This window comes from Paracoccus sp. (in: a-proteobacteria), from assembly GCF_046289755.1.
GTDB lineage: Bacteria > Pseudomonadota > Alphaproteobacteria > Rhodobacterales > Rhodobacteraceae > Paracoccus.
The window spans coordinates 39,710-63,272 of record NZ_JBKBVD010000019.1; the positions used below are offsets into that span (position 1 = coordinate 39,710).

Annotated in this window: 25 protein-coding genes and 1 pseudogene; 7 read left to right on the forward strand and 19 right to left on the reverse strand. The window is 67.9% G+C overall.

Going from position 1 to position 23,563, the window contains the following annotated elements:
• The 3 genes from pcaH to pcaD are packed head-to-tail and all read right to left on the reverse strand — an operon-like array spanning position 1 to position 1,897.
• Positions 1-720: a protocatechuate 3,4-dioxygenase subunit beta gene (gene pcaH / locus ACK41U_RS09160; protein WP_409678742.1), complete on the reverse strand. Its 720-nt coding sequence runs from the start codon at positions 718-720 to the stop codon at positions 1-3.
• A complete protein-coding gene (pcaC, locus tag ACK41U_RS09165; RefSeq protein ID WP_409678745.1) occupies positions 717-1,121 on the reverse strand; it encodes a 4-carboxymuconolactone decarboxylase in 405 nt (134 codons plus the stop codon). Before pcaC ends, pcaH begins: the two co-directional genes overlap by 4 nt.
• The gene (pcaD, locus tag ACK41U_RS09170; protein ID WP_409678748.1) at positions 1,118-1,897 is read right to left on the reverse strand and encodes a 3-oxoadipate enol-lactonase; all 780 of its coding nucleotides are present in this window, start codon (positions 1,895-1,897) and stop codon (positions 1,118-1,120) included. Before pcaD ends, pcaC begins: the two co-directional genes overlap by 4 nt.
• A gap of 77 nt (positions 1,898-1,974) precedes the next feature.
• On the opposite strand from pcaD, the gene ACK41U_RS09175 reads away from it, so the two are divergent.
• Positions 1,975-2,880: a LysR substrate-binding domain-containing protein gene (locus ACK41U_RS09175; protein ID WP_409678751.1), complete on the forward strand. Its 906-nt coding sequence runs from the start codon at positions 1,975-1,977 to the stop codon at positions 2,878-2,880.
• Here the strand turns inward: ACK41U_RS09175 and ACK41U_RS09180 are convergent.
• From ACK41U_RS09180 to ACK41U_RS09200, 5 genes are all read right to left on the reverse strand, one after another.
• Positions 2,877-3,677 (reverse strand): ABC transporter permease subunit, encoded by an 801-nt coding sequence (locus tag ACK41U_RS09180; protein WP_409678754.1) that lies wholly within the window; start codon positions 3,675-3,677, stop codon positions 2,877-2,879. The genes ACK41U_RS09175 and ACK41U_RS09180 overlap by 4 nt on opposite strands.
• The gene (locus ACK41U_RS09185) at positions 3,674-4,567 is read right to left on the reverse strand and encodes an ABC transporter permease subunit (RefSeq protein ID WP_409678757.1); all 894 of its coding nucleotides are present in this window, start codon (positions 4,565-4,567) and stop codon (positions 3,674-3,676) included. Before ACK41U_RS09185 ends, ACK41U_RS09180 begins: the two co-directional genes overlap by 4 nt.
• A complete protein-coding gene (locus ACK41U_RS09190) occupies positions 4,564-5,673 on the reverse strand; it encodes an ABC transporter ATP-binding protein (protein WP_409678760.1) in 1,110 nt (369 codons plus the stop codon). Before ACK41U_RS09190 ends, ACK41U_RS09185 begins: the two co-directional genes overlap by 4 nt.
• A gap of 5 nt (positions 5,674-5,678) precedes the next feature.
• The gene (locus ACK41U_RS09195) at positions 5,679-6,758 is read right to left on the reverse strand and encodes a polyamine ABC transporter substrate-binding protein (RefSeq protein ID WP_409678762.1); all 1,080 of its coding nucleotides are present in this window, start codon (positions 6,756-6,758) and stop codon (positions 5,679-5,681) included.
• A gap of 73 nt (positions 6,759-6,831) precedes the next feature.
• Positions 6,832-8,142, reverse strand: coding sequence for an NAD(P)/FAD-dependent oxidoreductase (locus ACK41U_RS09200; RefSeq protein WP_409678764.1), 1,311 nt, complete (start codon positions 8,140-8,142; stop codon positions 6,832-6,834).
• A 123-nt stretch (positions 8,143-8,265) separates the two neighbouring features.
• On the opposite strand from ACK41U_RS09200, the gene ACK41U_RS09205 reads away from it, so the two are divergent.
• The gene (locus ACK41U_RS09205; RefSeq protein ID WP_409678767.1) at positions 8,266-8,976 is read left to right on the forward strand and encodes a GntR family transcriptional regulator; all 711 of its coding nucleotides are present in this window, start codon (positions 8,266-8,268) and stop codon (positions 8,974-8,976) included.
• Here the strand turns inward: ACK41U_RS09205 and ACK41U_RS09210 are convergent.
• Entirely contained in the window at positions 8,948-10,387 is a 1,440-nt protein-coding gene (locus tag ACK41U_RS09210) for an aldehyde dehydrogenase family protein (RefSeq protein ID WP_409678769.1), read from the reverse strand. The two genes, ACK41U_RS09205 and ACK41U_RS09210, sit on opposite strands and share 29 nt — an antisense overlap.
• A 152-nt stretch (positions 10,388-10,539) precedes the next feature.
• On the opposite strand from ACK41U_RS09210, the gene ACK41U_RS09215 reads away from it, so the two are divergent.
• Positions 10,540-11,217, forward strand: coding sequence for an aspartate/glutamate racemase family protein (locus ACK41U_RS09215; protein WP_409678771.1), 678 nt, complete (start codon positions 10,540-10,542; stop codon positions 11,215-11,217).
• Between the two features lie 19 nt (positions 11,218-11,236).
• Here ACK41U_RS09215 and ACK41U_RS09220 read toward each other — a convergent pair whose 3' ends face one another.
• Positions 11,237-11,686, reverse strand: a complete 450-nt coding sequence (locus ACK41U_RS09220; protein ID WP_409678774.1) for a MarR family winged helix-turn-helix transcriptional regulator — start codon at positions 11,684-11,686, stop codon at positions 11,237-11,239.
• A 170-nt stretch (positions 11,687-11,856) separates the two neighbouring features.
• Here ACK41U_RS09220 and ACK41U_RS09225 point away from each other — a divergent pair, with 170 nt between their 5' ends.
• A complete protein-coding gene (locus ACK41U_RS09225; protein ID WP_409678777.1) occupies positions 11,857-13,656 on the forward strand; it encodes a feruloyl-CoA synthase in 1,800 nt (599 codons plus the stop codon).
• Positions 13,657-13,666: 10 nt separating this feature from the next.
• Here ACK41U_RS09225 and ACK41U_RS09230 read toward each other — a convergent pair whose 3' ends face one another.
• From ACK41U_RS09230 to ACK41U_RS09270, 9 genes are all read right to left on the reverse strand, one after another.
• Positions 13,667-15,160 carry an acyl-CoA dehydrogenase family protein gene (locus tag ACK41U_RS09230; protein ID WP_409678780.1) on the reverse strand — a complete coding sequence of 498 codons (1,494 nt, stop codon included), beginning with the start codon at positions 15,158-15,160 and terminating at the stop codon, positions 13,667-13,669.
• The gene (locus ACK41U_RS09235) at positions 15,157-16,038 is read right to left on the reverse strand and encodes an amidohydrolase family protein (protein WP_409678783.1); all 882 of its coding nucleotides are present in this window, start codon (positions 16,036-16,038) and stop codon (positions 15,157-15,159) included. The genes ACK41U_RS09230 and ACK41U_RS09235 overlap by 4 nt, the downstream gene beginning before the upstream one ends.
• A 20-nt stretch (positions 16,039-16,058) precedes the next feature.
• Positions 16,059-16,829: a crotonase/enoyl-CoA hydratase family protein gene (locus ACK41U_RS09240; RefSeq protein ID WP_409678786.1), complete on the reverse strand. Its 771-nt coding sequence runs from the start codon at positions 16,827-16,829 to the stop codon at positions 16,059-16,061.
• A gap of 11 nt (positions 16,830-16,840) precedes the next feature.
• Positions 16,841-17,605 carry an SDR family NAD(P)-dependent oxidoreductase gene (locus ACK41U_RS09245; RefSeq protein WP_409678789.1) on the reverse strand — a complete coding sequence of 255 codons (765 nt, stop codon included), beginning with the start codon at positions 17,603-17,605 and terminating at the stop codon, positions 16,841-16,843.
• Positions 17,606-17,623: 18 nt separating this feature from the next.
• Complete coding sequence (locus ACK41U_RS09250) at positions 17,624-18,904, reverse strand: TRAP transporter large permease (RefSeq protein ID WP_409678792.1); 1,281 nt, start codon at positions 18,902-18,904, stop codon at positions 17,624-17,626.
• On the reverse strand, positions 18,904-19,434 hold the full coding sequence (locus tag ACK41U_RS09255; RefSeq protein WP_409678795.1) for a TRAP transporter small permease: 531 nt from the start codon (positions 19,432-19,434) through the stop codon (positions 18,904-18,906). The genes ACK41U_RS09250 and ACK41U_RS09255 overlap by 1 nt, the downstream gene beginning before the upstream one ends.
• 25 nt (positions 19,435-19,459) lie before the next feature.
• Positions 19,460-20,563 (reverse strand): C4-dicarboxylate TRAP transporter substrate-binding protein, encoded by a 1,104-nt coding sequence (locus tag ACK41U_RS09260; protein ID WP_409678797.1) that lies wholly within the window; start codon positions 20,561-20,563, stop codon positions 19,460-19,462.
• 51 nt (positions 20,564-20,614) lie between these two features.
• Positions 20,615-21,088 (reverse strand): MarR family winged helix-turn-helix transcriptional regulator, encoded by a 474-nt coding sequence (locus ACK41U_RS09265; protein WP_409678800.1) that lies wholly within the window; start codon positions 21,086-21,088, stop codon positions 20,615-20,617.
• A gap of 74 nt (positions 21,089-21,162) precedes the next feature.
• Complete coding sequence (locus ACK41U_RS09270; RefSeq protein ID WP_409678803.1) at positions 21,163-21,924, reverse strand: IclR family transcriptional regulator C-terminal domain-containing protein; 762 nt, start codon at positions 21,922-21,924, stop codon at positions 21,163-21,165.
• Positions 21,925-22,041: 117 nt separating this feature from the next.
• Here ACK41U_RS09270 and ACK41U_RS09275 point away from each other — a divergent pair, with 117 nt between their 5' ends.
• The 3 genes and pseudogenes from ACK41U_RS09275 to ACK41U_RS09285 all read left to right on the forward strand — a co-directional run.
• Complete coding sequence (locus ACK41U_RS09275; RefSeq protein WP_409678806.1) at positions 22,042-22,776, forward strand: 3-oxoacid CoA-transferase subunit A; 735 nt, start codon at positions 22,042-22,044, stop codon at positions 22,774-22,776.
• A complete protein-coding gene (locus ACK41U_RS09280; protein WP_409678809.1) occupies positions 22,773-23,447 on the forward strand; it encodes a 3-oxoacid CoA-transferase subunit B in 675 nt (224 codons plus the stop codon). The genes ACK41U_RS09275 and ACK41U_RS09280 overlap by 4 nt, the downstream gene beginning before the upstream one ends.
• Positions 23,444-23,563 (forward strand): annotated as a pseudogene (locus ACK41U_RS09285) (3-oxoadipyl-CoA thiolase); the annotation flags it as partial. The gene ACK41U_RS09280 and the pseudogene ACK41U_RS09285, both read left to right, overlap by 4 nt.

A 23,563-nucleotide genomic window follows, 5' to 3' on the forward strand; every position in this document is an offset into this window, starting at 1 on the left:
TCAGTTCCCCTCCGGGCGGTTCTCGAACAGGGTCGAGCGGCTGCCGCGCAGCACGATGTCAAAGCGATAGGCCAGACAATCCAGCGGCACGGCGGCATTGAGGTCCAGCGGCGCGATCAGCGCCTCGATCGCGCGCGGATCGGGGATCGCATTGACGATGGGGCAGCGGGCGATCAGCGGATCGCCCTCGAAATACATCTGGGTGATCAACCGCTGCGCGAAGGCATGGCCAAAGACCGAGAAGTGGATGTGCGCGGGCCGCCAGTTGTTCACCCAGTTGCGCCAGGGATAGGCACCGGGCTTGATGGTGCGAAAGGCGTAATACCCCTCGGCATCGGTCAGCACGCGCCCGCAGCCGCCGAAATTGGGATCGACCGGCGCCAGATAGCTGTCCTTCTTGTGGCGATAGCGCCCGCCCGCATTGGCCTGCCAGATCTCGACCAGCGTGCCGGGCACGGGGCGGCGGTTCTCATCCAGCACGCGGCCATGGACGATGATCCGCTCGCCCACCGGGTCGCCCGTGGTGGCATAGTTGCGGATCAGGTCGCAATCGCCCGCGTCGATGTCGCTGTGGCCAAAGCGGGGGCCGGTCAGCTCCGACACCGTGCCCTCCATCGACAGCAGCGGCAGGCGCGGCGAACGCGCGACCGAGGTTTTATAGTCGGGCGCCAGCGCCGGCGGGTGCCAGGTGCGGTCGCGCTGGAACAGAGCTTGTGTCATGGGTTCCTCCCCTTCTCGTCGGCCTCGGCAAAGATCTCGCGCGCCAGTTTGATCGCGTGATTGGCGCGCGGCACGCCCGCATAGATGGCGACATGCAGCAGCGCCTCCATCACATCGTCGCGGCTGGTGCCGGTGTTCGGGATGGCGCGCAGATGCAGCGCCAGTTCGCCGTCATTGCCCAGACCCGCCAGCAGCGCGATGGTCATCATGGACCGTTCGCGCAGCGGGATCGTGCCGCGCGACCAGACATGGCCCCAGGCGGCATCGGCGATCAGCGCCTGAAAGGGCGCATCGAACGGCGTCTTCTGCGCCTCGGCGCGGGCGACATGCGCGGCGCCCAGAACCCGGCGGCGCGTGGCCATGCCGGTATCGGTCAACTCGGTCGGGGGCAGTTCGGTCATCTTGCGTGGCTTTCCAGAAAGGGGCCGATGGCTGCGGCAAAGGCCGTGGGCGTCTCGACACAGGGCAGATGGCCCGCGCCGTCAATCAGGTGGAAGGCGGCGCCGGGGATCAGATCCGCCGTGGCGCGCACCAGTTCGGGGGGCGAGGCGCCGTCCCCGGACCCTGCCACCACCAGCACCGGCAGGCGCAAAGCCGCCGTGGCCTGCGTCTGATCGGCCGTGGCCAGCGCGCGGCAGGCGGCGATATAGCCCGCAGCCGGGGTACGGGCCAGCATCGCGCGCCACAGCGCCAGTTCGGGCGTGGCGCGGAAGGGGGCGGCGAACCAGCGTTCCATCACCGCGTCGGCAATCGCCTCGGGCCCGCCCGCCGTCACGGCGTCGATGCGCGCCTGCCAGCTGTCGGCAGTGCCAAGCCGGGCGGCGGTGTTCGACAGCACCAGCGCGCGGACCAGATCGGGCCGGTCGGCGGCCAGCCGCTGCGCGATCAGCCCGCCAATGGACAGGCCGACCATGACCACGGGGCCGCCCACCGCCGCGATCAGCGCGGCGGCGTCTGCGGCGTGATCCTCGATCCGGTCAGCGCGACCCAGGGCCGACAGCCCGTGCCCCTGCTTGTCATAGCGCAGATAGCGCAGACCTTGCGGCAACAGCGGCAGCACCGCGTCCCACAGGCGCAGGTCGGTGCCAAGCGAATTGGCCATCAGCACCACCGGCGCGCCCAGGGGGCCGTCAAGAAGGTAATGCAGGGCGCCGTAGGGACGCATCAGGGCTTGCATGTGAACTCCTCCGGTCCATAATCTAGCATGGCGGAAACGGGGGTCATAATGCAAATTCAGCCGCAGTTGATGCCGATATGATTATGCATCCGGGCGTCAAGCTGCGCCATATCCGCGCCTTTCTGGACATCGCGGCCAGCGGCAACCTGTCGGCCTCGGCCCGCGCGCAGGGGATCACGCAGCCCGCCCTCAGCCGCAGTCTGGCGGAACTGGAGGCGCTGCTGGCCACCCGCCTGTTCCTGCGCGAGCGCCGCCGCCTTATCCTGACCGAGGCGGGGGCGCTGTTCCGCGCCCATGCCGCCACCGCCATGCAGGCGCTGGAGGCGGGTGCCGCCGCCCTGCGCGCGGATGCGCCGGGGGGGCGGCTGCGGGTCGGCATCCTGCCCACGGCGGCGACGCGGCTGTTTCCGCGCATCGCGCTGCGGTTCCGGCAGCTGGCGCCGCAGGTGACGCTGGCGGTCGAGACGGGGCCGCATCCGCATCTGACCGCCCTGCTGCGCGCGGGCGGGATTGATCTGATGATCGGGCGCATGCCTGCCGCCGCCGATCTGGCCGGGCTGCGGTTCGATCATCTCTATGAGGATCAGATCGTGCTGGTCTCGCGCGCGGGCCATCCGATGGCGGGCCGCCCGGCGGTCGAGGCGCTGGCCGCCTGCCCGCTGATCCTGCCGCCGCAGGACGCGCTGATCCGCCGCGCGGTGGGCGACTATCTGCTGGCGCGCAACCTGTCGGCGCTGCACCCCGCCTTCGAGACCGCGGCGCTGGCCGTGGGGCGCGGCATTCTGGCGGGCTCGGACGCGCTGTGGTTCATCTCGCAGGGCGTGGTCGCGGATGAGCTGGAGCGGGGCCAGCTGATCGCATGGCCGACCGGCGCGGGCTTTCTGACCGGCGCGGTGGGGCTGACCCGGCGGCAGGCCAGCCCCCCGGACCCGGCGCTGGAGCTGCTGACCCGTCTGGCGCATGACTGCGCCGGGACGGACTAGCGCCGCCCGCTGCGGGCACTGATCAGGGCGACGGCCAGCACCCCCACTGCCACGGCCGCGATCATCAGCGTGGCCAGCGCGTTGACATCGGGGCTGACCCCCAGCCGGACCTTGGAAAAGATCACCATCGGCAGGGTGGATGCCCCCGGCCCCGACACGAAACTGGCCACGACCAGATCATCAAGGCTGAGCGTGAAGGCCAGCAGCCAGCCCGACAGCAGCGCCGGCGCGATCACCGGCAGGGTCACGTCAAAGAACACCCGCGCAGGCCCCGCGCCCAGATCGCGCGCGGCCTCTTCCAGCGCGTCATCCATCCCCGCCAGCCGCGACTGGATCACCACCGTCGCATAGGCCGCGCCAAAGGTCGCATGCGCGGTGATGATGGTCAGCATGCCGCGTTGCCCCGGCCAGCCGGTCAGCCCCTGCAGGCTGACGAACAGCAGCAGCAGCGACAGCCCGATGATGACCTCGGGCATGACCAGCGGCGCGGTGATCATCGCCCCCAGCAGCGGACGCCCGCGAAAGCGCGGGAACCGCACCAGCGCCAGCGCCGCCAGCGTGCCCACCGCCACCGCGATCGTGGCGCTGAAGAACGCCACCCGCAGGCTGAGCCAGGCCGCCGACAGGATCTGCGGATCGCGCAGCAATTCGCCATACCAGCGGGTCGAGAACCCGCCCCAGACCGTCACCAGCTGCGAGTCGTTGAAGCTGAAGATGATCAGCGACAGGATCGGCGCATAGAGAAACGCAAACCCCAGCAGCCCCGCGATCAGGGCGATGCGTGACCGGCGCATCATGCCCCCTCTCCCCGTTCCTGCGCGCGGCGCAGCACCATGATCGGCACGACCAGCACCACCAGCATGACAATCGCCACCGCCGAGGCCATCGGCCAGTCGCGGTTCGAGAAGAACTCGTTCCACAGGACCGCGCCGATCATCAGCGTGTCCGGCCCGCCCAGCAGGGCCGGGATCACGAATTCGCCCACCGCCGGGATAAAGACCAGCATCGAGCCCGCCAGAATCCCCGCCTTTGACATGGGCAGGGTGACGGTCAGGAACACGGTCGCGGGGCGCGCGCCCAGATCGGCGGCGGCGTCCAGACAGGACTGATCCAGCTTCACCAGATTGGCGTATAGCGGCAGGATCATGAAGGGCAGATAGGTATAGACGATCCCGATCAGCACCGCGAAATCGGTCTGCAGCAGCACCAGCGGCTGGTCGATCAGCCCCAGCTTCATCAGCATGTTGTTGATGACGCCATTGGAGCGCAGAAACCCGATCCACGCATAGACCCGCAGCAGGAACGAGGTCCAGAAGGGCAGGATCACCAGCATCAGCAGCAGATTGCGGCGTCCCTCGGGGGCGCGCGCGATCATCCAGGCCATCGGATAGCCGATCAGCAGCGCGCAGATCGTCGCCAGACCCGCGATGCGCAGCGATTCCAGATAGGCCGCCAGATACAGCGGATCGTCCAGCAGGAACTGATAGCTGGCGAAATTCAGATCAATCGACAGCACCCCCTGCGCCCATTCCCAGATCGGCAGAAAGGGGGGCTGGGCAATGGCGGGCTCGGACAGAGAGATCTTGGCGACCACCAGAAACGGGATCAGAAAGAACAGCCCCAGCCAGATCATCGGCACCGCGATCACCGCCGCCCGGCCATGTCGGCGCAGCCACGGCGCCCTCATGTCAGCAACACCACGGCATCGCTGCCGCCCCAGCCCAGATGGACCGCATCGCCCGTCTGCGGCAGATCATCGCCCGCGCGGGTGCGGTTCGACTGCGCCACCCGCAGCACCATCCCCCCCGCGACCGCCACGCGATAGACCGACAGGTTGCCCAGATAGCCGACCCCCTCGACCGTGCCGGTCAGGCGGTTTGGCAGATCGGGCAAGGGGCTGCACGACAGGGTGATCTTTTCGGGGCGGATCGCCACCGCCGCCCGCTGGCCCATGGTGCAGGCCATCCCATGCGCCACCATGATCTGCGCGCCGGTCCGGTCGCAGGTGATCACGACATGATCGACCTCGTCCTCCGAAATGCGGCCCTCGAACAGGTTCACGGACCCGATGAAGCCCGCGACAAAGCGGCTTTGCGGATATTCATAGACCTCGCGCGGGGTGCCGGTCTGCACGATGCGCCCGTCTGTCATCACCCCCACGCGCGAGGACAGGGTCATCGCCTCGTCCTGATCATGGGTGACGATCAGGAAAGTGATGCCAAGGGTTTTCTGGATCTCCAGCAGGTGAAACTGGGTTTCCTCGCGCAGCTTCTTGTCCAGCGCGCCAAGGGGTTCGTCCAGCAGCAGCAGCTTGGGCTTTTTCACCAGCGCGCGGGCCAGCGCGACCCGCTGGCGCTGGCCGCCCGACAGCTGATGCGGCTTGCGTGCCGCGTAATCCGACATCTGCACCATCGCCAGCATGGCGGCGACCCGGTCGCGGATCTCGTCCTTGGGGCGGCCGTCGCGGTGCAAGCCATAGGCGATGTTGCGTTCCACGCTCATATGCGGGAACAGCGCGTAGGACTGGAACATCATATTGGTGGGGCGACGGTCGGGGGGCATCGCGGTCATATCCTGCCCGTCGATGCTGATCCGGCCAGAACTGACCTCCTCGAACCCCGCCAGCATGCGCAGCAGCGTGGATTTGCCGCTGCCCGACCCGCCCAGCAGGCAGAACAGTTCCCCCTGCGCGATGTCCAGCGACACGTCATCGACCGCCATGACCGTGCCGAAGCGTTTGGAGACGTTCTGAATGCGCAGAAAGGGGTGCGGGTCGGGGGCAGGCGCCGGCATGCCGCTCACCGCCCGGTCTTCAGCGTCGTCCAGGCCCGCGTCAGCAGCCGGTCATAGCGCGGCGTATGCGGACGCAGGGTGAACAGCTTGGCGCGCACCGCATCCGCCGGATAGATGCCCGGATCGCCCGCCACCTCCGGGTCGACCAGCGGCGTCGCGGCCATATTGGGGTTGGCGTAATAGACCGCATTGGTCAGGGCAGCGGCCACCTCGGGGCGCAGCAGGTGGTCGATGAAGGCCAGCGCGTTGTCGGGGTTCGGGGCATCGGCCGGGATCGCCAGCATGTCAAAGCCCAGCTGCGCGCCCTCGGGCGGGATGGAGTAGGCGATGCGGATGCCCTGCCCGGCCTCGTCGGCGCGGTCGCGGGCCTGCAGCACGTCGCCGGAATAGCCGATCACCACGCAGACCTCGCCATTCGCCAGATCGCTGAGATATTGCGAGGAATTGAAATAGCGCAGATGCGGGCGCAGCCCCCCCAGCAGCTCCATCGCGCGGTCCAGATCGCCCTGATCCTCGGACGAGGGGTCCAGTTCCAGATAGTTCAGCGCGGCGGCCACCACCTCGGTCGGGCTGTCCAGCACGGCGATGCCACAATCGGCCAGTTTCGCCGACAGTTCGGGGTCGAACACCATGTCCCAGCTGCCGATCTTCTCCGCGTCAATCCGCGCCCCGACCTTGTCGATGTCATAGCCCAAGCCGGTCGAGAACATCAGATAGGGCACGCCATAGGTGTTGCCCGGATCGTTCGTCTCCAGCGCCGCCAGCAGTTGCGGGTCCAGATTGGCGTAGTTCGACAGCTTGTCCTTGTCGATCGGCATGAACACGCCCGCCTGGATCTGCCGCGCCATGAACTCGACCGAGGGAACCACCACGTCATAGCCGGTCGATCCGGTCAGCAGCTTCGCCTCCAGCACCTCATTGGCGTCGAACACGTCGTAATTGACGCTGATGCCGGTCTCGGACTGGAAATCCGGCACGGTGCTGTCGGCGATATAGTCGGACCAGTTATAGACGTTCAGCTGTGTGCTTTGGGCATGGGCGGTCGTCGTCATCAGGGCCAGCATGAGGGCGCAGGATCGGGTCATGGGTCTCTCCGTTGGGGGGAAGCGCCCGGTCCGTCGCCCCTGCGGGGTCGCAGCCGGGCTTTTTATGGATTGTTCAGATGCCCAGCTTGTCGCGCAGGGCGTAATACCACGAGCCCATCACCGAATAGGGCACGCGGAAGGTGCGCCCGCCGGGAAAGGGATACCAGGGTAGGCCCGCGAACATGTCGAACCGGGTCTGATCGCCGTCGATCACCTCGGACAGGATGCGCCCGAAGGTGTGGGTGCCGGTGACGCCATGGCCGCTATAGCCATGCGCGAAATAGGTATTGGCGCCGATCCGGCCCATCTGCGGGACGCGGGTAAAGGACAGGGCGAAATTGCCGCTCCAGCTATACTCGACCTCGATGCCGCGCAGCTCGGGGAAGATGCGATACAGATTGCGGCGCAGCTTGGTCTGGATGTTCAGATCATCGACCCCGCCATAGACCGAGCCGCCGCCGATCAGCAGCCTTTTGTCCGCGGACAGGCGGTAATAGTCGGGGATGTAACGAATATCCTCGACGCAATGGTCGGTGGGCAGCAGGCGCGCGGCCATTTCGGGCGACAGGGGCCGGGTCGCCATGATCTGCGTCGTCACCGGCATCACGCGCCATGTCAGCGTCGGCACCACATCGCCCAGATAGGCATTGCCGCACAGAACCAGCGTCTTGCACTCGACCCGGCCCTGCGCGGTCTGCACCACCGGGGTCGGGCCGGTCGTCTCGACCGAGGTGACCGGTGACATCTCGAAGATGGTGCCGCCGTTGGCCTCGAACGCCTCGGCCTCGCCCTGCGCCAGATTGAGCGGGTGGATATGGCCGCCCTTATGGTCAAGCTGGCCGCCGATATACATGTCAGAGCCGATATGCTGGCGGATCTGATCCGGACCCAGCATCTGCTGACAGGTGATGCCATAGCTTTCCCACAGCCGCTGACGGCCCTCCAGCTCCTTCATGTCGGCGGCGGAAATGGCGGTCAGGATATTGCCCTGCTTCAGATCGCAGTTGATGGCGTATTTCGCGACGCGGGACCGGATGATGTCGCCGCCCTCGGTCACCAGACCTGCGACAAAGCGGGCGGTGTCGGTGCCGAACTGGCGGCCGATCTTGGACAGGCTGGCATTCAGCCCGTTCACGATCTGCCCGCCATTGCGCCCCGAGGCGCCCCAGCCGACCCGCGCGCCCTCGACGATGGTGACCTTATAGCCCTTTTCCGCCAGATGCAGCGCCGTCGACAGGCCGGTAAAGCCCGCCCCCACCACGCAGATGTCGGTCTGATGGCTGCCCGCCAGCGCGGGCCGGACCCGCGTGGGATTGGCGGTGGCGGCATAAAGGCTGCCAACATGGGCGCCGGTGCCGGCATAGGGCTTGGACATCGCGTTCATCGGGCACCTTTCGGGGTTGCGGTGGTCATAATGTGATAGCGTTTGAATGATTGATACATCATGACAGCCTTGTGTCAAGCGGCACGACCGCTATGATCGGTCAACCCCATGCAAGGCATTCCGATGGACCTTCCCGTCACCGACCTCCCGCCTCTTGATCCCGACGATGAGATGACGACGCAGGAACATACCTATCTGCGCCTGCGCACAGCGATCATGACCGGCGCGCTGCCGCCGGGGCACAAGCTGACCATCCGCGGGCTGGCCGATCAGCTGGGCCTGTCCCAGACCCCGGTGCGCGAGGCGATCCGCCGCCTGTCCTCGGAAAACGCCATCGAGGTGCTGGAGAATCGCCGCCTGCGCGTGCCGGTGATGACGCCGGGGCGGTTCGACGATCTGGTGCAGCTGCGCGTGGCGCTGGAAACCCATGCGGCGCGGCGCTGCCTGCCCCATATCTCGGACCATGTGATTGATCAGATGACGGCCATCGACGCCGATCTGGACGATCTGGCCCGGCAGGGCGAGGCGGTGGGCATGACCCGGCAGAACCACGCCTTTCACCGCGCGATGTATTGCGCCTGCCCCGATCACGCCGTCATGGCGCTGATCGACAGCATCTGGCTGCAGCTGGGACCATTCCAGCGTCAGCTGATGGCCGTGGCGCAGCATCATTACAGCGTCGATCACCACAAGCAGATCCTGACCGCGCTGCGCCTGCGCGACGCCGATGCGCTGACGGCGGCGCTGCAGTCGGACATCCGCGACGGGCTGACGCTGGCGGGGCGCGACCTGCTGGCCGCCGCGCCTAGCCCGCGAAAACGTAGGCCGTCTTGACCGAGGTATAGAACTCGGCCGCCATGCTGCCCTGCTCGCGCGACCCCATGCTGGAGCCCTTTCGCCCGCCAAAGGGCACGTGGTAATCCACCCCCGCCGTGGGCAGGTTCACCATCACCATCCCCGCCGCCGAGCGGCGCCGGAATTCGCGCGCATGGCGCAGGCTGGTGGTGCAGATCCCCGAGGACAGGCCAAAGCTGGTGTCATTGGCCACCGCCAGCGCCTGATCGAAATCGTCGACGCGGATCACGCTGGCGCAGGGGCCGAAGATTTCCTCGCGCGCGCTGCGCATGTCGTTTCGGGCGCCCAGAAACAGGGCGGGCGCCTGAAAATACCCCTCGGTCGGCAGGTCCAGATGATCGCCGCCGATCACCTCGCAGCCCTCGGACCGGGCCAGCGCCACGTAATCCAGATTGCTGCGCAGCTGGCCCTCGCTGGCGACGGGGCCGATCTGGCTGCCCGCGTCCAGCGCCGGGCCGACCCGCAGGGCCTGCATCTGGCGGGTCAGTTCCGCAACAAAGCGGTCATGGATGCCCGCCTGCACGATCAGCCGCGACGAGGCCGTGCAGCGCTGCCCGGTCTGGAAATAGGCGCCGTTCAGGCAGGCCGCCACCGCCACCTCCAGATCGGCATCGTCCATGACGATCATCGGGTTGCGGCCGCCCATCTCCAGCTGGACCTTCTTCATCGCGCCCGCGCAGCCCTGCGCCAGCCCGCGCCCCACCGGCACCGAGCCGGTGAACGAAATCCCGGCAATCCGCGGATCATCGACCATCGCCTGCCCCAGCACGCGGCCCGGCCCGACCAACAGATTGAACACCCCCGCCGGGCAGCCCGCCTCATGGATGATCCGCGCCAGCATCCATGCCGTGCCCGGCGTCAGCTCTGCCGGTTTCAGGATCACCGCATTGCCATAGGCCAAAGCGGGCGCGATCTTCCAGGCCGGGATCGCGATCGGGAAATTCCACGGCGTGATCAGGCCGACGACGCCCAGAGGCTCTCGCGTGATCTCGACATCGACGCCGGCGCGGACCGAGGCCAGCGCCTCGCCGCGCATCCGCAGCGCCTCGCCTGCGAAAAAGCGAAAGACATGGGCGGCGCGGCGCGTCTCGGCCAGCGCGTCGGGCAGCACCTTGCCCTGCTCGCGCGCCAGCATATGCGCCAGCGCGGCTTCCTGCGCGGTGATGGCGGTCGCGATGCGGTCCAGCAGATCGGCGCGGACCTGCGGCGAGGCCTCGGCCCATGCCGGGGCCGCCGCATGGGCCGCCTGCGCCGCGTCGTCCAGATCGGGCGCGGTGGCGCGGGCATGGCGGCTGATCAGGTCGGACGGGTCCGAAGGGTTGCGGTTTCCGGTCAGGTCCGGGGCGCTGCGCCACGCGCCGCCGATCAGATTGGGGCAGATGTCCGACATGGTGAGGTTCCTCTGGCCTGGCCCCCTGCGGGGCGTTTGCCCATCGGTATTTTTTGCGATCGCATTTTGCAAGTTTTTTGTTTATTCCGGTAGGAAGCCAGCTATACATACAAACATCGTCACCATAATTGCGATCACGAAAAGGCCCGCCCATGACCCCTGCCCCCCGCATCGCCCTGATTCACGCGCTGGAGGAATCGGTGGCGCCGATCCGGGCCGCCTTTGCGCGCCTGTGGCCCGAGGCGCAGACCACCGATCTGCTGGACGCCTCGCTGTCGGCAGATCTGGCGGCGGCGGGGCGGCTGGATCAGGCGATGACCGACCGCTTTCTGACGCTTGGCCGCTATGCGGCGGCGGGCAGCGGCGCCACGCCCGCGCGCGCGGTGCTGTTCACCTGCTCGGCCTTTGGCCCCGCGATTGATGCGGTGCGCGCCGCGCTGCCCATCCCGGTGCTGCGCCCCAACGAGGCCGCCTTTGCCGAGGCGCTGGAGACGGGTCGCCGGATCGCGCTGGTGGTGACCTTTCCGCCCTCGCTGCCCGCGCTGATGGCGGAGCTGCAGCAGATGGCCGATGCGGCGGGGCGCAAGGTCCAGATCACGCCGGTTCTGGCAGACGGCGCGCTGGCGGCGCTGAAAGCGGGCGATGCGCAGGGGCATGATGCCGCGGTGCTGGCCGCCTGCCGCGATCTGGGCGCGCAGGATCTGCTGCTGCTGGGCCAGTTCAGTCTGGCGCGCGCCGCCCCGGCGCTGCGGGCGGAACATGACTGCCCGGTCGTGACCACGCCCGACAGCGCCGTGCGCCGGTTGCGGACGCTTATTGAAGCGGGGTGACTTGCGAAAGCCCGGTGACTTACGAAAGCCCGGTGAGCTTGCGCAGCAGCCGGACCAGATCGGCCTCTTCCTGCGAGGTCAGCGAATGGGTGAAATAGGCGTCCTGTCCGAAAAACGCCGCCTCGTGACCGCGGATGAAGGTGCAGCCCTGCGAGGTCAGCCGCAGATGAACCGAGCGTCGGTCGGCTTCGGGAATGCTGCGCGCCACGCGGCCCGATTCCTCAAGCCTGCGGATGATCTTGGTCATATGCGCGGGCTTGATCCGCAGCGCATGCGCCAGATCACCCTGCCGCAGGCCGGGATTGAGGCCGATCACCCACATCACCGAAAACTCGCCCGGCCGCAGATCCTGCCCCGCGAAACGGTCGAAAAAGGCATTGAACGCCTCCAGCTGCCCGATCCGCAGCAGAAACCCCAGCGAGGCCGCAAGCCCGCCCAACTCGATCTGGTCAAAGGGCGCGCGGGTCATCCGCGCCCGGCCTGATGGTGGCGGATGTGGCGGATCCGGTTCTGTGTCATGCGCGGCCCCTTTGCTGTCATATACCTGCGATACGCGACTACAAAAATGTTGTAAATATTATCCGTGGAAACTAAAATCGGGGGTGGGAGCCGCGGCCATGCCGCAACGGAGGAAAATCCATGAGCCATGAACCGACCGGCACCGGCCGGGCCGCCTGTCACCCGCTGCGTCCGGTCGCCGTCTGGACACCGCAACTGCACCGCGAGATGCGCGCCGATGGCAGCCAGATCATCTGGCAGGCCGAGCCGCTGGACCCACCCGCGCGGCACATGTCGGACCGGGTGAGCCACTGGGCGCAGGCCGCGCCCGCGCGCATCTGGATGGCCGAACGCAACGGCGCCGGGACCTGGGATGAGGTCAGCTATGGCGCGCTGGCCGACCGGCTGCCGCGCATCGGTCAGGCGCTGCTGGATCTGGGGCTGTCGGTCGAGCGGCCGCTGGTGATCCTTGACGGCAACAGCATCGGACATGCGCTGATGGCGCTTGGCGCGCAGCATGCGGGCGTGCCTTCGGCTGCGGTCTCGACCGCCTATGCGCAGTTTGGCGGCGGCGACAAGCTGGCGGGGATCGCGGCGCAGATCACGCCGGGCGCGGTCTATGCCCCCGACCCCGCGCTGGCCCGGATCGCGCGCGATCTGCTGCCCGGCCTGCCCGTGCTGGAGCAGATCCCCGATGCCCCCGCGCGCGCGCAGGTCCATCAGGCCCATGCCGCGCTGACGCCCGACAGCATCGCCAAATTCATGTTCACCTCGGGCACGACGGGCGCGCCCAAGGCGGTGATCCAGACGCAGCGGATGCTGTGCGCCAATCAGGCGATGATCGCCGACTGCTACCGCTTTCTGACCGAGGAACCGCCGGTCTTTGTCGATTGGGCGCCGTGGAATCACGTCGCCTCGGGGTCCAAGGTCTTCAATATGGCGATCCATTTCGGCGGCACCTTTCATGTCGATGCGGGCAAGCCCACGCCCAGGGGCATGGCCGAGACGATCCGCAACCTGCGCGAGGTGGCGCCCAGCTGGTATTTCAACGTGCCGACCGGCTTTGACGCGCTGTGCGACGCGATGGAGGCGGATGCGGCGCTGCGCGACCGGTTCTTCAGCCGGTTGAAGATGGTGATGTATGCGGGCGCGGGCATGTCGCTGCGGACATGGGACCGGCTGCAGGCGCTGTCGGTGGCGGCGACGGGGGCGCGCACGCTGATGGGCAGCGGGCTGGGCGCGACCGAGACCGGGCCTTTCGCGCTGGCCTCGGTCCGCGATGTCGCGGGGCCGGGCAATATCGGCCTGCCCGCGCGGGGCGTCGTGATGAAGCTGGTGCCCCATACCGGCAAGATGGAGCTGCGGCTGAAAGGCCCCAATATCACCCCCGGCTACTGGCGCGCGCCCGATCTGACCGCCGCCGCCTTTGACGAGGAAGGCTTTTACCGCATGGGCGACGCGCTGCGCCCGGTTGACCCGGACGATCCCGCGCAAGGTTTCGTGTTCGACGGGCGCACGGCCGAGAATTTCAAGCTGGACACCGGCACCTGGGTCGCGGTCGGGCCGCTGCGGGCGGCGCTGGTCGATGCTCTGGGCGGGCTGGCGCAGGACGCGGTGCTGACCGGCGAGAACCAGCCCCGGATCGGCGCGCTGCTGGTGCCGGGTCTGCCCGAGATCGCGCGGCTGTTCGGCCCAGGCACGGCGCTGGACGACCCGCGCCTGACCGAGCTGCTGCGCGCGCGGCTGGCCGAATTCGCGGCCCGTGCGACGGGGTCGTCCACGCGGGTCATGTGCGCGATGTGGCTGGCCGATCCGCTGGACCCGGCGGCGGGCGAGGTCACCGACAAGGGCTCGGTCAACCAGCGCGCGGTGCTGATGCACCGCCCCGCACTGGTGGCACAGCTGCATGAGGGCGGGGCGGGGGTGGTGACCCTGCCCTGAGGCCCTGCGCTCAGGGGGTCCGGCCCCGCAGCCGGACCCCGATGGCCTGCGCCAGCAGATCGCCGGTTTGCGCGGCGAACTCATGCGCCTCGGCCCGCACATCGGCCATGGCGGCCAGATCGCGGGCGCGGGCCTGCCACGCCTCTGCCTGCGCCGCGACTGCCGCATCGCCGGGGGCCAGCTGCGCGGTCAGCGCGACCATCTGGCCAATCGCGGCGCCGTCCTGATGTCGCAGGCCGCGCGTGGTCAGGGTCAGCGCGTGGATGCCGTTCGCGCCCTCATAGATCGAGGTGATCCGCGCGTCGCGCCAGACCCGCGCCATGCCGTATTCCTCAAGATAGCCATAGCCGCCAAGGATCTGGATGCCCAGATCGGCGCCGCGGATGCCCGCTTCGGTGCCGGTGATCTTGCACAGAGGCGTCAGCAGCCCGACCAGCGCGGGCCGGTCGCCGCGCGCCATCTCGGCCAGCGCGATATGGCACATGGCCCGCGCGATGCGGGCATCGTGATGCTGCGCGGTCAGCATCCGCTGCACATCGGGGTGATCAGCCAGCACCGCGGGCGTGCCATCGGGGCGCCGCCCCTGCTGGCGGTCCGCCGCATAGGCCCGCGCAATCGCATGGGCGCGGGCCGCGTGGCCGACGCCCTGCAGTGCGACATCCAGCCGGGCGTGGTTCATCATCGTGAACATCGCGCGCAGCCCCTGCCCCTCGGCGCCGATCACTTCGGCATGGGCGCCGTCGAACTCCATCTGGCAGGTGGGCGAGGCATGCAGGCCCAGCTTTTCTTCGATCCGGGTGACGGTGATGGCATTGCGCGCGCCGTCCCGATCAGAGGGGCAGAGAAACAGCGACAGGCCATGCACACCATCCTCGGGCGTGCCGGTGCGGGCCAGCACCAGATGCAGGATGGCCTGCGACATGTCCTGATCGCCGCCCGAGATGAATATCTTCTGCCCCGTGATCCGCCAGCCCGCGCCGTCATGCCGCGCCGCACAGCGGATGCGCGACAGGTCCGAGCCCGCGCCCGCCTCGGTCAGACACATCGTCGACAGCGCCTGACCCGAGATCAGGGGCGGGATGAACCGCGCCTGCTGATCGGCGCTGCCATGGGCCAGCAAGGTCTGGATCGCGCCGGGCACCAGCCCCGCCAGCATCTGCAGCGCGTGATTGGCGCCTGCGAAGACCTCGGTCACAGCGGCGGCGGTCAGGTGGTCCATGCCCTGCCCGCCCTGCGCCTCCGGCGCGGTCAGGCCCTGCCAGCCACCTGCGGCCAGCTGGCGATAGGCCTCGGCATAGCCATCGGGCATGCGCACGCGACCGTGGTCCAGCCGACAGCCCTGCCGGTCACCGGGGCCGGTCAGGGGCGCCAGCACGCCCGCCGCAAAGCCCGCGAAATGCTGCACCACCTCGCGGGTCAGACCGGGGTCAAAGCCCGGCACATCACCCGCGAACATCTCCAGACTGGCCAGAATATCCTCCACCGGCGCGGCAAAGGGGATCAAGCCGTGATCCCCAGCAGGCGCAGGGCGTTGTCTTTCAGGATCAGCGGGCGCACCTCGTCGCGAAACTCGGCCTTGTCGAAGGCGTCCAGCCATTTGTCGGGCGCGATCATCGGCCAGTCGCTGCCGAACAGCATCTTGTGCTTGAGAATCGTGTTTGCGTATTGGATCAGGATCTTGGGGAAATATTTCGGCGACCAGCCAGACAGGTCGATATAGACATTGGGCTTGTGCTGGGCCACGGCCAGCGCCTCTTCCTGCCAGGGGAACGAGGGATGCGCCAGAATGATCGGCATGTCGGGAAAATCGACCGCCAGATCGTCCATGAACATCGGGTTCGAGAATTTCAGCCGCATCCCGTTGCCGCCCCGCATCCCCGAGCCCACCCCGGTCTGGCCGGTATGGAACAGCGCCGGCTTGCCGCTTTCGGCAATCGCCTCATAGAGCGGCCATGCCATGCGGTCGTTGGGATAAAAGCCCTGCATCGTGGGGTGGAACTTGAAGCCCTGCACGCCGTGATTGGCGACCAGATCGCGGGCCTCGCGGGCGCCCAGCTTGCCCTTGGCCGGGTCGATCGAGGCGAAGGGGATCAGGATGTCGTCATGTTTCGCGCAGGCCTCGGCCACCTCGTAATTGTTGTAACGGCGATAGCCGGTCTCGCGTTCGGCATCGACGGGAAAGATCACGGCGGCGATGTTCTTTTCGCGGTAATGCGCGGCGGTCTGGTCGATGGTGGGCGGATGCGCCCAGGGCGCGCCGAAATATTTCGCCATGCTGGATTGCAGGTCGTCATAGCCGTCATCGGCATGGCAGCCGCAGGATTCCTCGGCATGGGTGTGAAAGTCGATGGCGCGGACCTTGGCAAAGTCGATATTCTGCATCTCTCTCTCCTGTTGGCGGCTCAGCGGAAGACCGGCGGGCGCTTTTCCAGAAAGGCGCGCAGACCTTCCTGCGCGTCGGGGGTGGTCTGCGACAGGGCCGCACAGAGGCTTTCGGTGAACAGCCCGTCGGCACGCGACATGTCGTTGATGCGACTGATCGCCTGCACCATGAAGTAATTCGACATCGGCGCGTTGCCCGCAATCTCGGCCGCCAGTGTGCGCGCCAGCGGCAGCCCCTCGCCCTCGGCCACGCTGTAATGCGCCAGCCCCAGCCGCAGCCCGTCATCGGCGCCATATTTGCGCCCGGTCAGCATCATCTCGGTCATGCGGTCGGCGCCGATGATGCGCCCCACCCGGACCGAGGCGCCGCCACCGACAAAGATGCCGCGCCGCCCCTCGGGCAGTTGGAACATGACCGAAGGCTCGGCGATGCGGACATGGGTCGCGGCGGCCAGTTCCAGCCCGCCGCCGATCACCGCCCCGGTCATGGCCGAGACGGTCACCCGCCCGCCGAACTGGACCGTGTCCATCACCCGGTGCCAGTTGCGCGAATGGTGCACGCCCTCTTCGGCGCTGCGGCTGATATGTTCGGCCAGATCGAGCCCGGCGCAGAAATGCCCCCCCGCCCCGGTCAGGATCACCACCCGCACGTCAGCGGGCAGGCCCGCATAGGCGCCCTCAAGCGCGGCGATCAGCCCGTCGCTGATGGCATTGCGCTTGGCGGTGCGGATCAGGGTGATCGTGGCGATCGGGCCGTCGGTTTCGGTGGTCAGATAGGGGTTTGCGGTCATGGAATCCTCGTTCATTTGGGGGCAAGGCGCACGGCGCTGTCGATGCGGATCACCTCGCCGTTCATCAGCGGGTTCTCGATCACGGCCTGCACCATATGGGCAAATTCGTCGGGCTGGCCCATGCGGGCGGGAAAGGGCAGCCCGGCCTCCAGCGCGGTACGGGCATCAGGCGGCAGGCCCGCGCTCATGGCGGTCTCGAAGAGGCCGGGCGCCAGCGTCATCACGCGGATGCCGACGCGGGCCAGTTCCCGCGCGGCGGGCAGGGTCAGCGAGGCGATGCCGCCCTTGGAGGCCGCATAGGCGGCCTGCCCGATCTGCCCGTCCTGCCACGCGACCGAGGCGGTGTTGACCACGATCCCGCGCGCGCCATCCGCGTCCAGCACCGGCAGCGCGGCCATGGCGCGGGCCGCATGGCTCAGCACGACATAGCTGCCGAACAGGTTCACCCGCAGCGTGCGCTCGAACACCTCAAGGCTGAGGCTGCCGTCGCGGGGCAGGATGCGCGCCGCCGTGCCGATGCCCGCGCAGTTGACCACGATGCGCGGCGTGCCCCACTGCGCCAGCACGCGGGCAAAGGCCGCCTCGACCGCGCCCGCATCCGAGACATCCGCCGCCACGCCAAGGCCGCCGATCCCGGCGGCCACCCGGTCGGCGGCCTCCGGGTCGCGGTCCAGCACCACGACGCGCGCGCCTGCGGCGGCCAGCCGTTCGGCGGTGGCGCAGCCCAGCCCGCTGGCCGCCCCCGTCACCAGCGCAATCTGATCCGAAATCTGCATGGGTCTTGCCCCTTTTCCCTACATGAAGCCGCGCAGCGCCAGCAGGCAGGCCACCAGCGCCAGATCGGCCAGAATGAACGGCACGATGCCGGCGAATATCTGCTCCAGCCGCACATAATCGCGCGCGACCGAATGGATGACGAAGACGTTCAGCCCCACCGGCGGCGTAATCATCCCGATCTCCAGCAGCTTGGCGACCAGCAGGCCGAACCACAGCTTGTCCACGCCATGCTGCGCCAGAATCGGCAGGAACAGCGGCAGGGTCAGCAGCAGCGCCCCGATGGGTTCCAGAAACATGCCCAGGATCAGATAGATCACAACGATGGCCAGCAGCAGCGCGAAGGTGCCCAGACCCAGCCCCTCGACGAACAGACCCATCTGCGCGGACAGGCCCGACATCGCCACCAGCCGGGTGAACAGGTTGGCGCCGATGGCGATGATGAACAGCGCGCCCCCCGCCAGCAGCGTGTCCAGCAGGCTTTCCTTGAAGCCCTCCCAACTGAGCGTGCGGCGCGCGATCCCCAGCAGCAGCGCGACAAAGCTGCCGAACGCCCCCGCCTCGGTTGCGGTGAAGATGCCCGAGAACAGCCCGCCAAAGACGGCGCCGATCAGCAGCAGCACCGGCCAGATCTGAAAGGTCTTGGCCCAACGGTCGCCCATCGTATAGGCGGGCGCGCGGGGCAGGCGCGAGGGGTCGCGCCACCAGACGGCCAGCACCGCCATGATGTAGAAGGCCAGCGAGGCCAGCCCCAGAAACAGCCCGCCCAGAAACAGGTCGTTGATCGAGACCTCGGCCTGAATCCCGAACAGGATCAGGATGATCGAGGGCGGGATCAGCGCGCCGATCGTGCCGCCTGCGGCCACGGCGCCGGTGGCGATGCGCAGGTCATATCCCTGCCGCGCCATTTCCGGCACCGCGATCCGCCCGATGGCCGCCGAGCAGGCGACGGACGATCCCGACACCGCCGCAAAGCCCGACGCCCCGGCCAGCGAGGCGATCGCCAGCCCGCCGGGCATCCAGCCCCACCAGACCCGCGCGGCCTCGAACAGCCCGCGCGTCAGGCCGGAATGATAGGCGATATAGCCCATCAGCAGGAACATCGGGATCGAGGACAGCGTCCAGCTGGCCGAGGTGGTATAGGGGATCGTCGACAGCATCGACATCGCCGGGCGCAGCCCCGCCACCGCCCAGATGCCCAGAAAGGACACGCCGATCAGGGCCACCGCGATGGGCACCCGCACCGCAATCAGCACCAGCAGAGCCACCAGCGCCAGAAGGCCGATCGTGACCGGATCCATCACGCATCCCTCCCGGCAGGGACCAGCGGGTCCGGCCCGTTCTCGCCAAAGCGGCCGGTCAGCACCTCGAAGATGCGGATCGCGATCACCACCAGCGCCAGCGCGAAGGACACCGGCAGAATCCAGTAGCTGGGCCAGGTGACGAAACGGATCGTGCCCGCCTCGATATAGGTGCCGCGCTGCATGTGGCGGACGGCCTCGCCGCCCGAGCCCCAGACCAGCGCCGCCAGAACCGCGCCAAAGGCCAGAAAGCCCAGCAACTGCACCGCGCGCAGCGCCGGGCCGGTCAGCGACTGGGTAAACACCGTCGCCTCGATATGGCGGCGCTTCAGTTCGGTCAGGGCCAGCGGCAGCACGCTGACCGCGACCATGTAGTATTTGCTGACCAGATCGGACGTGGCCGGAAAGCCCGCGCCCAGCAGGCTGCGCATTGCCACGTCAATCACGACCTGCGCCATCATCGCAAGCAGGACCAGCCCGCCCGCGACCATGCTGACCCGCGCAATCGCGGTTTCGATCCCCTTCAGCATCCGACCCTCCGATCCGCCCGCAGGCTCATTGCCCGTAGCTTGCCAGATCGACGCCCGACCAGATTTCCCGCTCGCGCAGCGCGCCCAGGTCTTCGACGGACATGCCGGGGGTGATCAGCCCCTCCCATTTCGCGATCAGCGCGACATAGCGGTCGATCTTGGCCTGCGCGTCCTCGACCCCGCGCGCCTCCAGAATGGCGGCGGCATTGGCCAGCCGGTCGGCGTTGAAGGCGTCGCGGGCGGCGATCAGATCGGCATCGGGGGTGAGGAAATCGACCATCTCTTCGGCGCGGATCTGCGCGATCTGTTCGTCAAAGGCAGCCATGCCTGCGGCCACCCCCTCTTGGGCTGCGCGGGCAAGGGCCGCGCGGTCCTCGACGCTCATGCGGTCCCACAGCATGCGGCTGGCGGTGGCGATGGCGGCGGCGTTGAAGGTGCCCTGATCAATCTCGGTGACATGGCCGATCACATCGCCAAGGCGGTTCGCGATGATCTCGTGCGGGGAACTGAACGTGCCCTCGATCACGCCCTGACTGAGGCTTTCGAACAGCTCGGATGAGGGCATCTGCACCGCCACCCCGCCAAGGCTTTCGATGAAGGCCGCGTAAAAGGGCGATCCGCTGCGCAGCTTCAGCCCGCGCATATCCGCGACCGACGCCACGGGCCGCGTGGTCATCAGCTGATAGAGCGGCGTCGCGTCCGAGCCCAGATAAACCTGCCCGTTGCGGCTGAATTCAGCCTGACAGGGCGCGCAGGTGACGATATATTCGGTCACCGCCGAGGACACGACCGGCGCGCTGCTGCCCAGCATCGACAGTTCCGACACCATCGCCGCATCGGGGTATTCGGCGATGAAATAGGGCATCAGCAGGGGCCCGAAATCGCTGACGCCATCGCGCAGCGCGGTCGACATCTCGGTCGGCGCGACCAGCCCCGAGGGCGTGTCCTGCCCGGTCCAGCGCCCGTCCGTCAGCGCCTCCAGCCTCGCGAACATCGTCGGATAGACGTTGCGCGCGACCGCATGGTTGGGGCCAAAGGCCGAGGTGGCGCGGATCGTGTCGGCCAAAGCGGGCGCGGCAAGACCGGCGAATGAACATGCCAGTGCAATCACAGAAATCTGCGTCTTCATGGTATCCTCCCTGACGGTATGGCGGGGCTCCTCTTCCCCGCGCGGTATCGTTCAGCCCGCGCGCTCCAGCCGTTCCAGCACGGCGATCAGATGGCTGCGGGCGTCGTCCTCCAGCCGGCCAAGGATGTGATCCTCGGCCTGACCCAGTTTCGCGGCGGCACGATCGCGCAGATGGCGGCCCCGCAGGGTCGCGGTCAGCGCATAGCGCCTGCGGTCCGAGGGCACCTTCTTGCGCCCGATCAGCCCGCGTTCTTCCAGCTCGTCGATGATGACGACAAGGTTCGAGCGTTCCATCTGCAGCGCATCAGCCAGCTGCGACTGCACGATGCCGGGATTGTCGGTGATGATGGACAGGCAGGAAAAGCTGACGACCCGCAGATCCTCGGTGGCCAGCGCCCGCTGTGCGGCGGGCAAAAGCTGCATATAGGCCCGCTTGAGCCGGTATCCGATCAGATGGCCCAGCACGCTGTCCTTCACACCGGCAGAGGTCTGATCGTCGCCATGGGCCTCGGGTTGATTCGTCATCGGTCCCTCCTGCCCATTTTTGATATGGTGCATAATAGTTATGGTCAATAACTATTATGCACCCGCCCGATGCCTCAACCGGGCAGCACACCGCGCAGATCCTGCGCCAGCGCCTCCAGCTGCGGCAGCACCACCGCGCGCAGCCGCTCCAGCGCGTCGGGCGCCGCCGCCATCCCGCAATTCAGCGCCGCCACCACCCGCCCGCGCCCCGAGCGCAAGGGCACCGCGATGGAACACAGCCCCGTCTCGACCTCCTGATCTATCAGCGCATGGCCCTGCGCGCGGACCTGCGCGATCTGCGCCAGCACCGCCCCGGGGTCGGTGATCGTGCGCGGCGTGCGCGCCACGGGCGGGTGGCGCGCCAGCAGATCACGGCAGTCATCCTCGGGCAGCGCCGCCAGCAGCACGCGACCCATCGAGGTGCAATGCGCGGGCAGCCGCGATCCCGGCATCAGCGCAATGGCCATCAGCTTGCGTTGCGCGGCGCGGGCGACATAGACGATCTCGGCCCCGTCCAGCACCGAAACGGACGTGCTTTCCCCGATCCGGTCCGACAGCCGGTCCAGATGCGGCTGCACGATCTGCGGCAGCGGCATCGTCGCCAGACAGCCGGTGCCCAGCCGCAGCACGCGCGGCGTCAGGGTGAAATACTTGCCGTCGTAATCGGCATAGCCGTGATGGGCCAGCGTCAGCAGGCAGCGCCGCGCCGTGGCCCGGTCCAGCCCCGCCCCCGCCGCCGCCTCGGCCACGCTGAGGCGCGGATGCTCGGCGCTGAACACCTCGATCACCGCCAGACCCTTGGCCAGACCGCCGATGATGTCGCGGGACTGTGTCATGCGCCCTCTCTCCCGAATGTGCGATATGCGAACAAAGTTACCATAGCGCACGAAATGAATCGACGCCAGCCCGCGCCCGCGCCTAGAAAGCAACGAACCTGCAAGGAGGGGAGTCTGATGGACAAGACCTGTGCGTCGCTGGCGGATGCCGTGGCCGGGATTCAGGATGGCATGGTGGTGATGATCGGCGGTTTCGGCGGCTCGGGCGCCCCGATCGAGCTGATCCACGCGCTGATCGACCGCCATGTCGCCACCGGCCACCCGACCGGGCTGACCGTGATCAACAACAATGCGGGCAACGGCCATGTGGGTCTGGCAGCCCTGATCGAACGCGGCATGGTGGCGAAACTGATCTGCTCCTTCCCCCGCTCGGCCGATCCGGTGGCCTTCACCGAGGCCTACAAGGCGGGCCGGATCGAGCTGGAGGTCGTGCCGCAGGGCACATTGGCCGAACGCATCCGCGCAGGCGGGGCGGGCATCCCGGCGTTTTACACCCCCACCAGCCTTGGCACGACACTGGCCGAGGGCAAGCCGGTCGCCACATTCGAGGGGCGCGATTACGTGCAGGAACGCTGGCTGCGCGCCGATGTGGCGCTGGTCAAGGCGGACCGGGGCGACACGCTCGGCAACCTGACCTATCGCATGGCCGCGCGCAATTTCGGCCCGCTGATGTGCGCGGCGGCCCGCCATACCGTCGTGCAGGTGCGGTCTCTGGAAGCACCCGGCGGCATCGACCCCGAGACGGTCGTGACCCCCGGCATCTTCGTGCAGGCGCTGATCGAGGTGCCCGCCCCCGCGCAGGAAGAAGACCTGAACCGCGCCGGTGCGCGCTATCCAGAGGTGCAAGCATGACCCGTCTTTCCCCCGCCCAGATGGCATGGCGCGCCGCCCAGGACATCACCGACGGCGCCTATGTGAACCTTGGCATCGGCCTGCCCGAGATGGTCGCCCGCTTTCAGCCCGAGGGCCGTCAGGCGATCTTTCACACCGAAAACGGCATTCTGGGTTTCGGCGCCGCCCCCGCGCCGGGGCTCGAGGACTGGGATCTGATCAATGCCGGGAAAAAGGCCGTGACGGTCCAGCCCGGCACGGCGTTCTTTCACCATGCCGACAGCTTTGCCATGGTGCGCGGCGGCCATCTGGATGTGGCGATTCTGGGCGCCTATGAGGTGGCGCAGAATGGCGATCTGGCGAACTGGTCGACCGGGCGCGGTGGCATTCCGGCGGTCGGCGGCGCGATGGATCTGGTCCATGGCGCGCGGCAGGTCGCCGTCATCACCGATCACACCACCCGCGACGGCGCGCCCAAGCTGGTCGAGGCCTGCACCCTGCCGCTGACCGGGCTGGCCTGCGTCACCCGCGTCTATACCAGCCTTGCGGTGATCGACATTCAGGACGGGCGCTTTGTCCTGCGCGAAAAGCTGGCCGGGCTGTCCTTTGACGACCTGCAGGCTGTCACCGGCGCCAGATTGCATCTGGACGGCCCCGTCACCGACATCACCGCCCCCGAGGATCTTGCATGACCGACGTGTTCATCTGCGACTATATCCGCACCCCCATCGGCCGTTTCGGCGGCGCGCTGGCCATGGTCCGCCCCGACGATCTGGGCGCCATCCCCCTGCGCGCGCTGATGGACCGC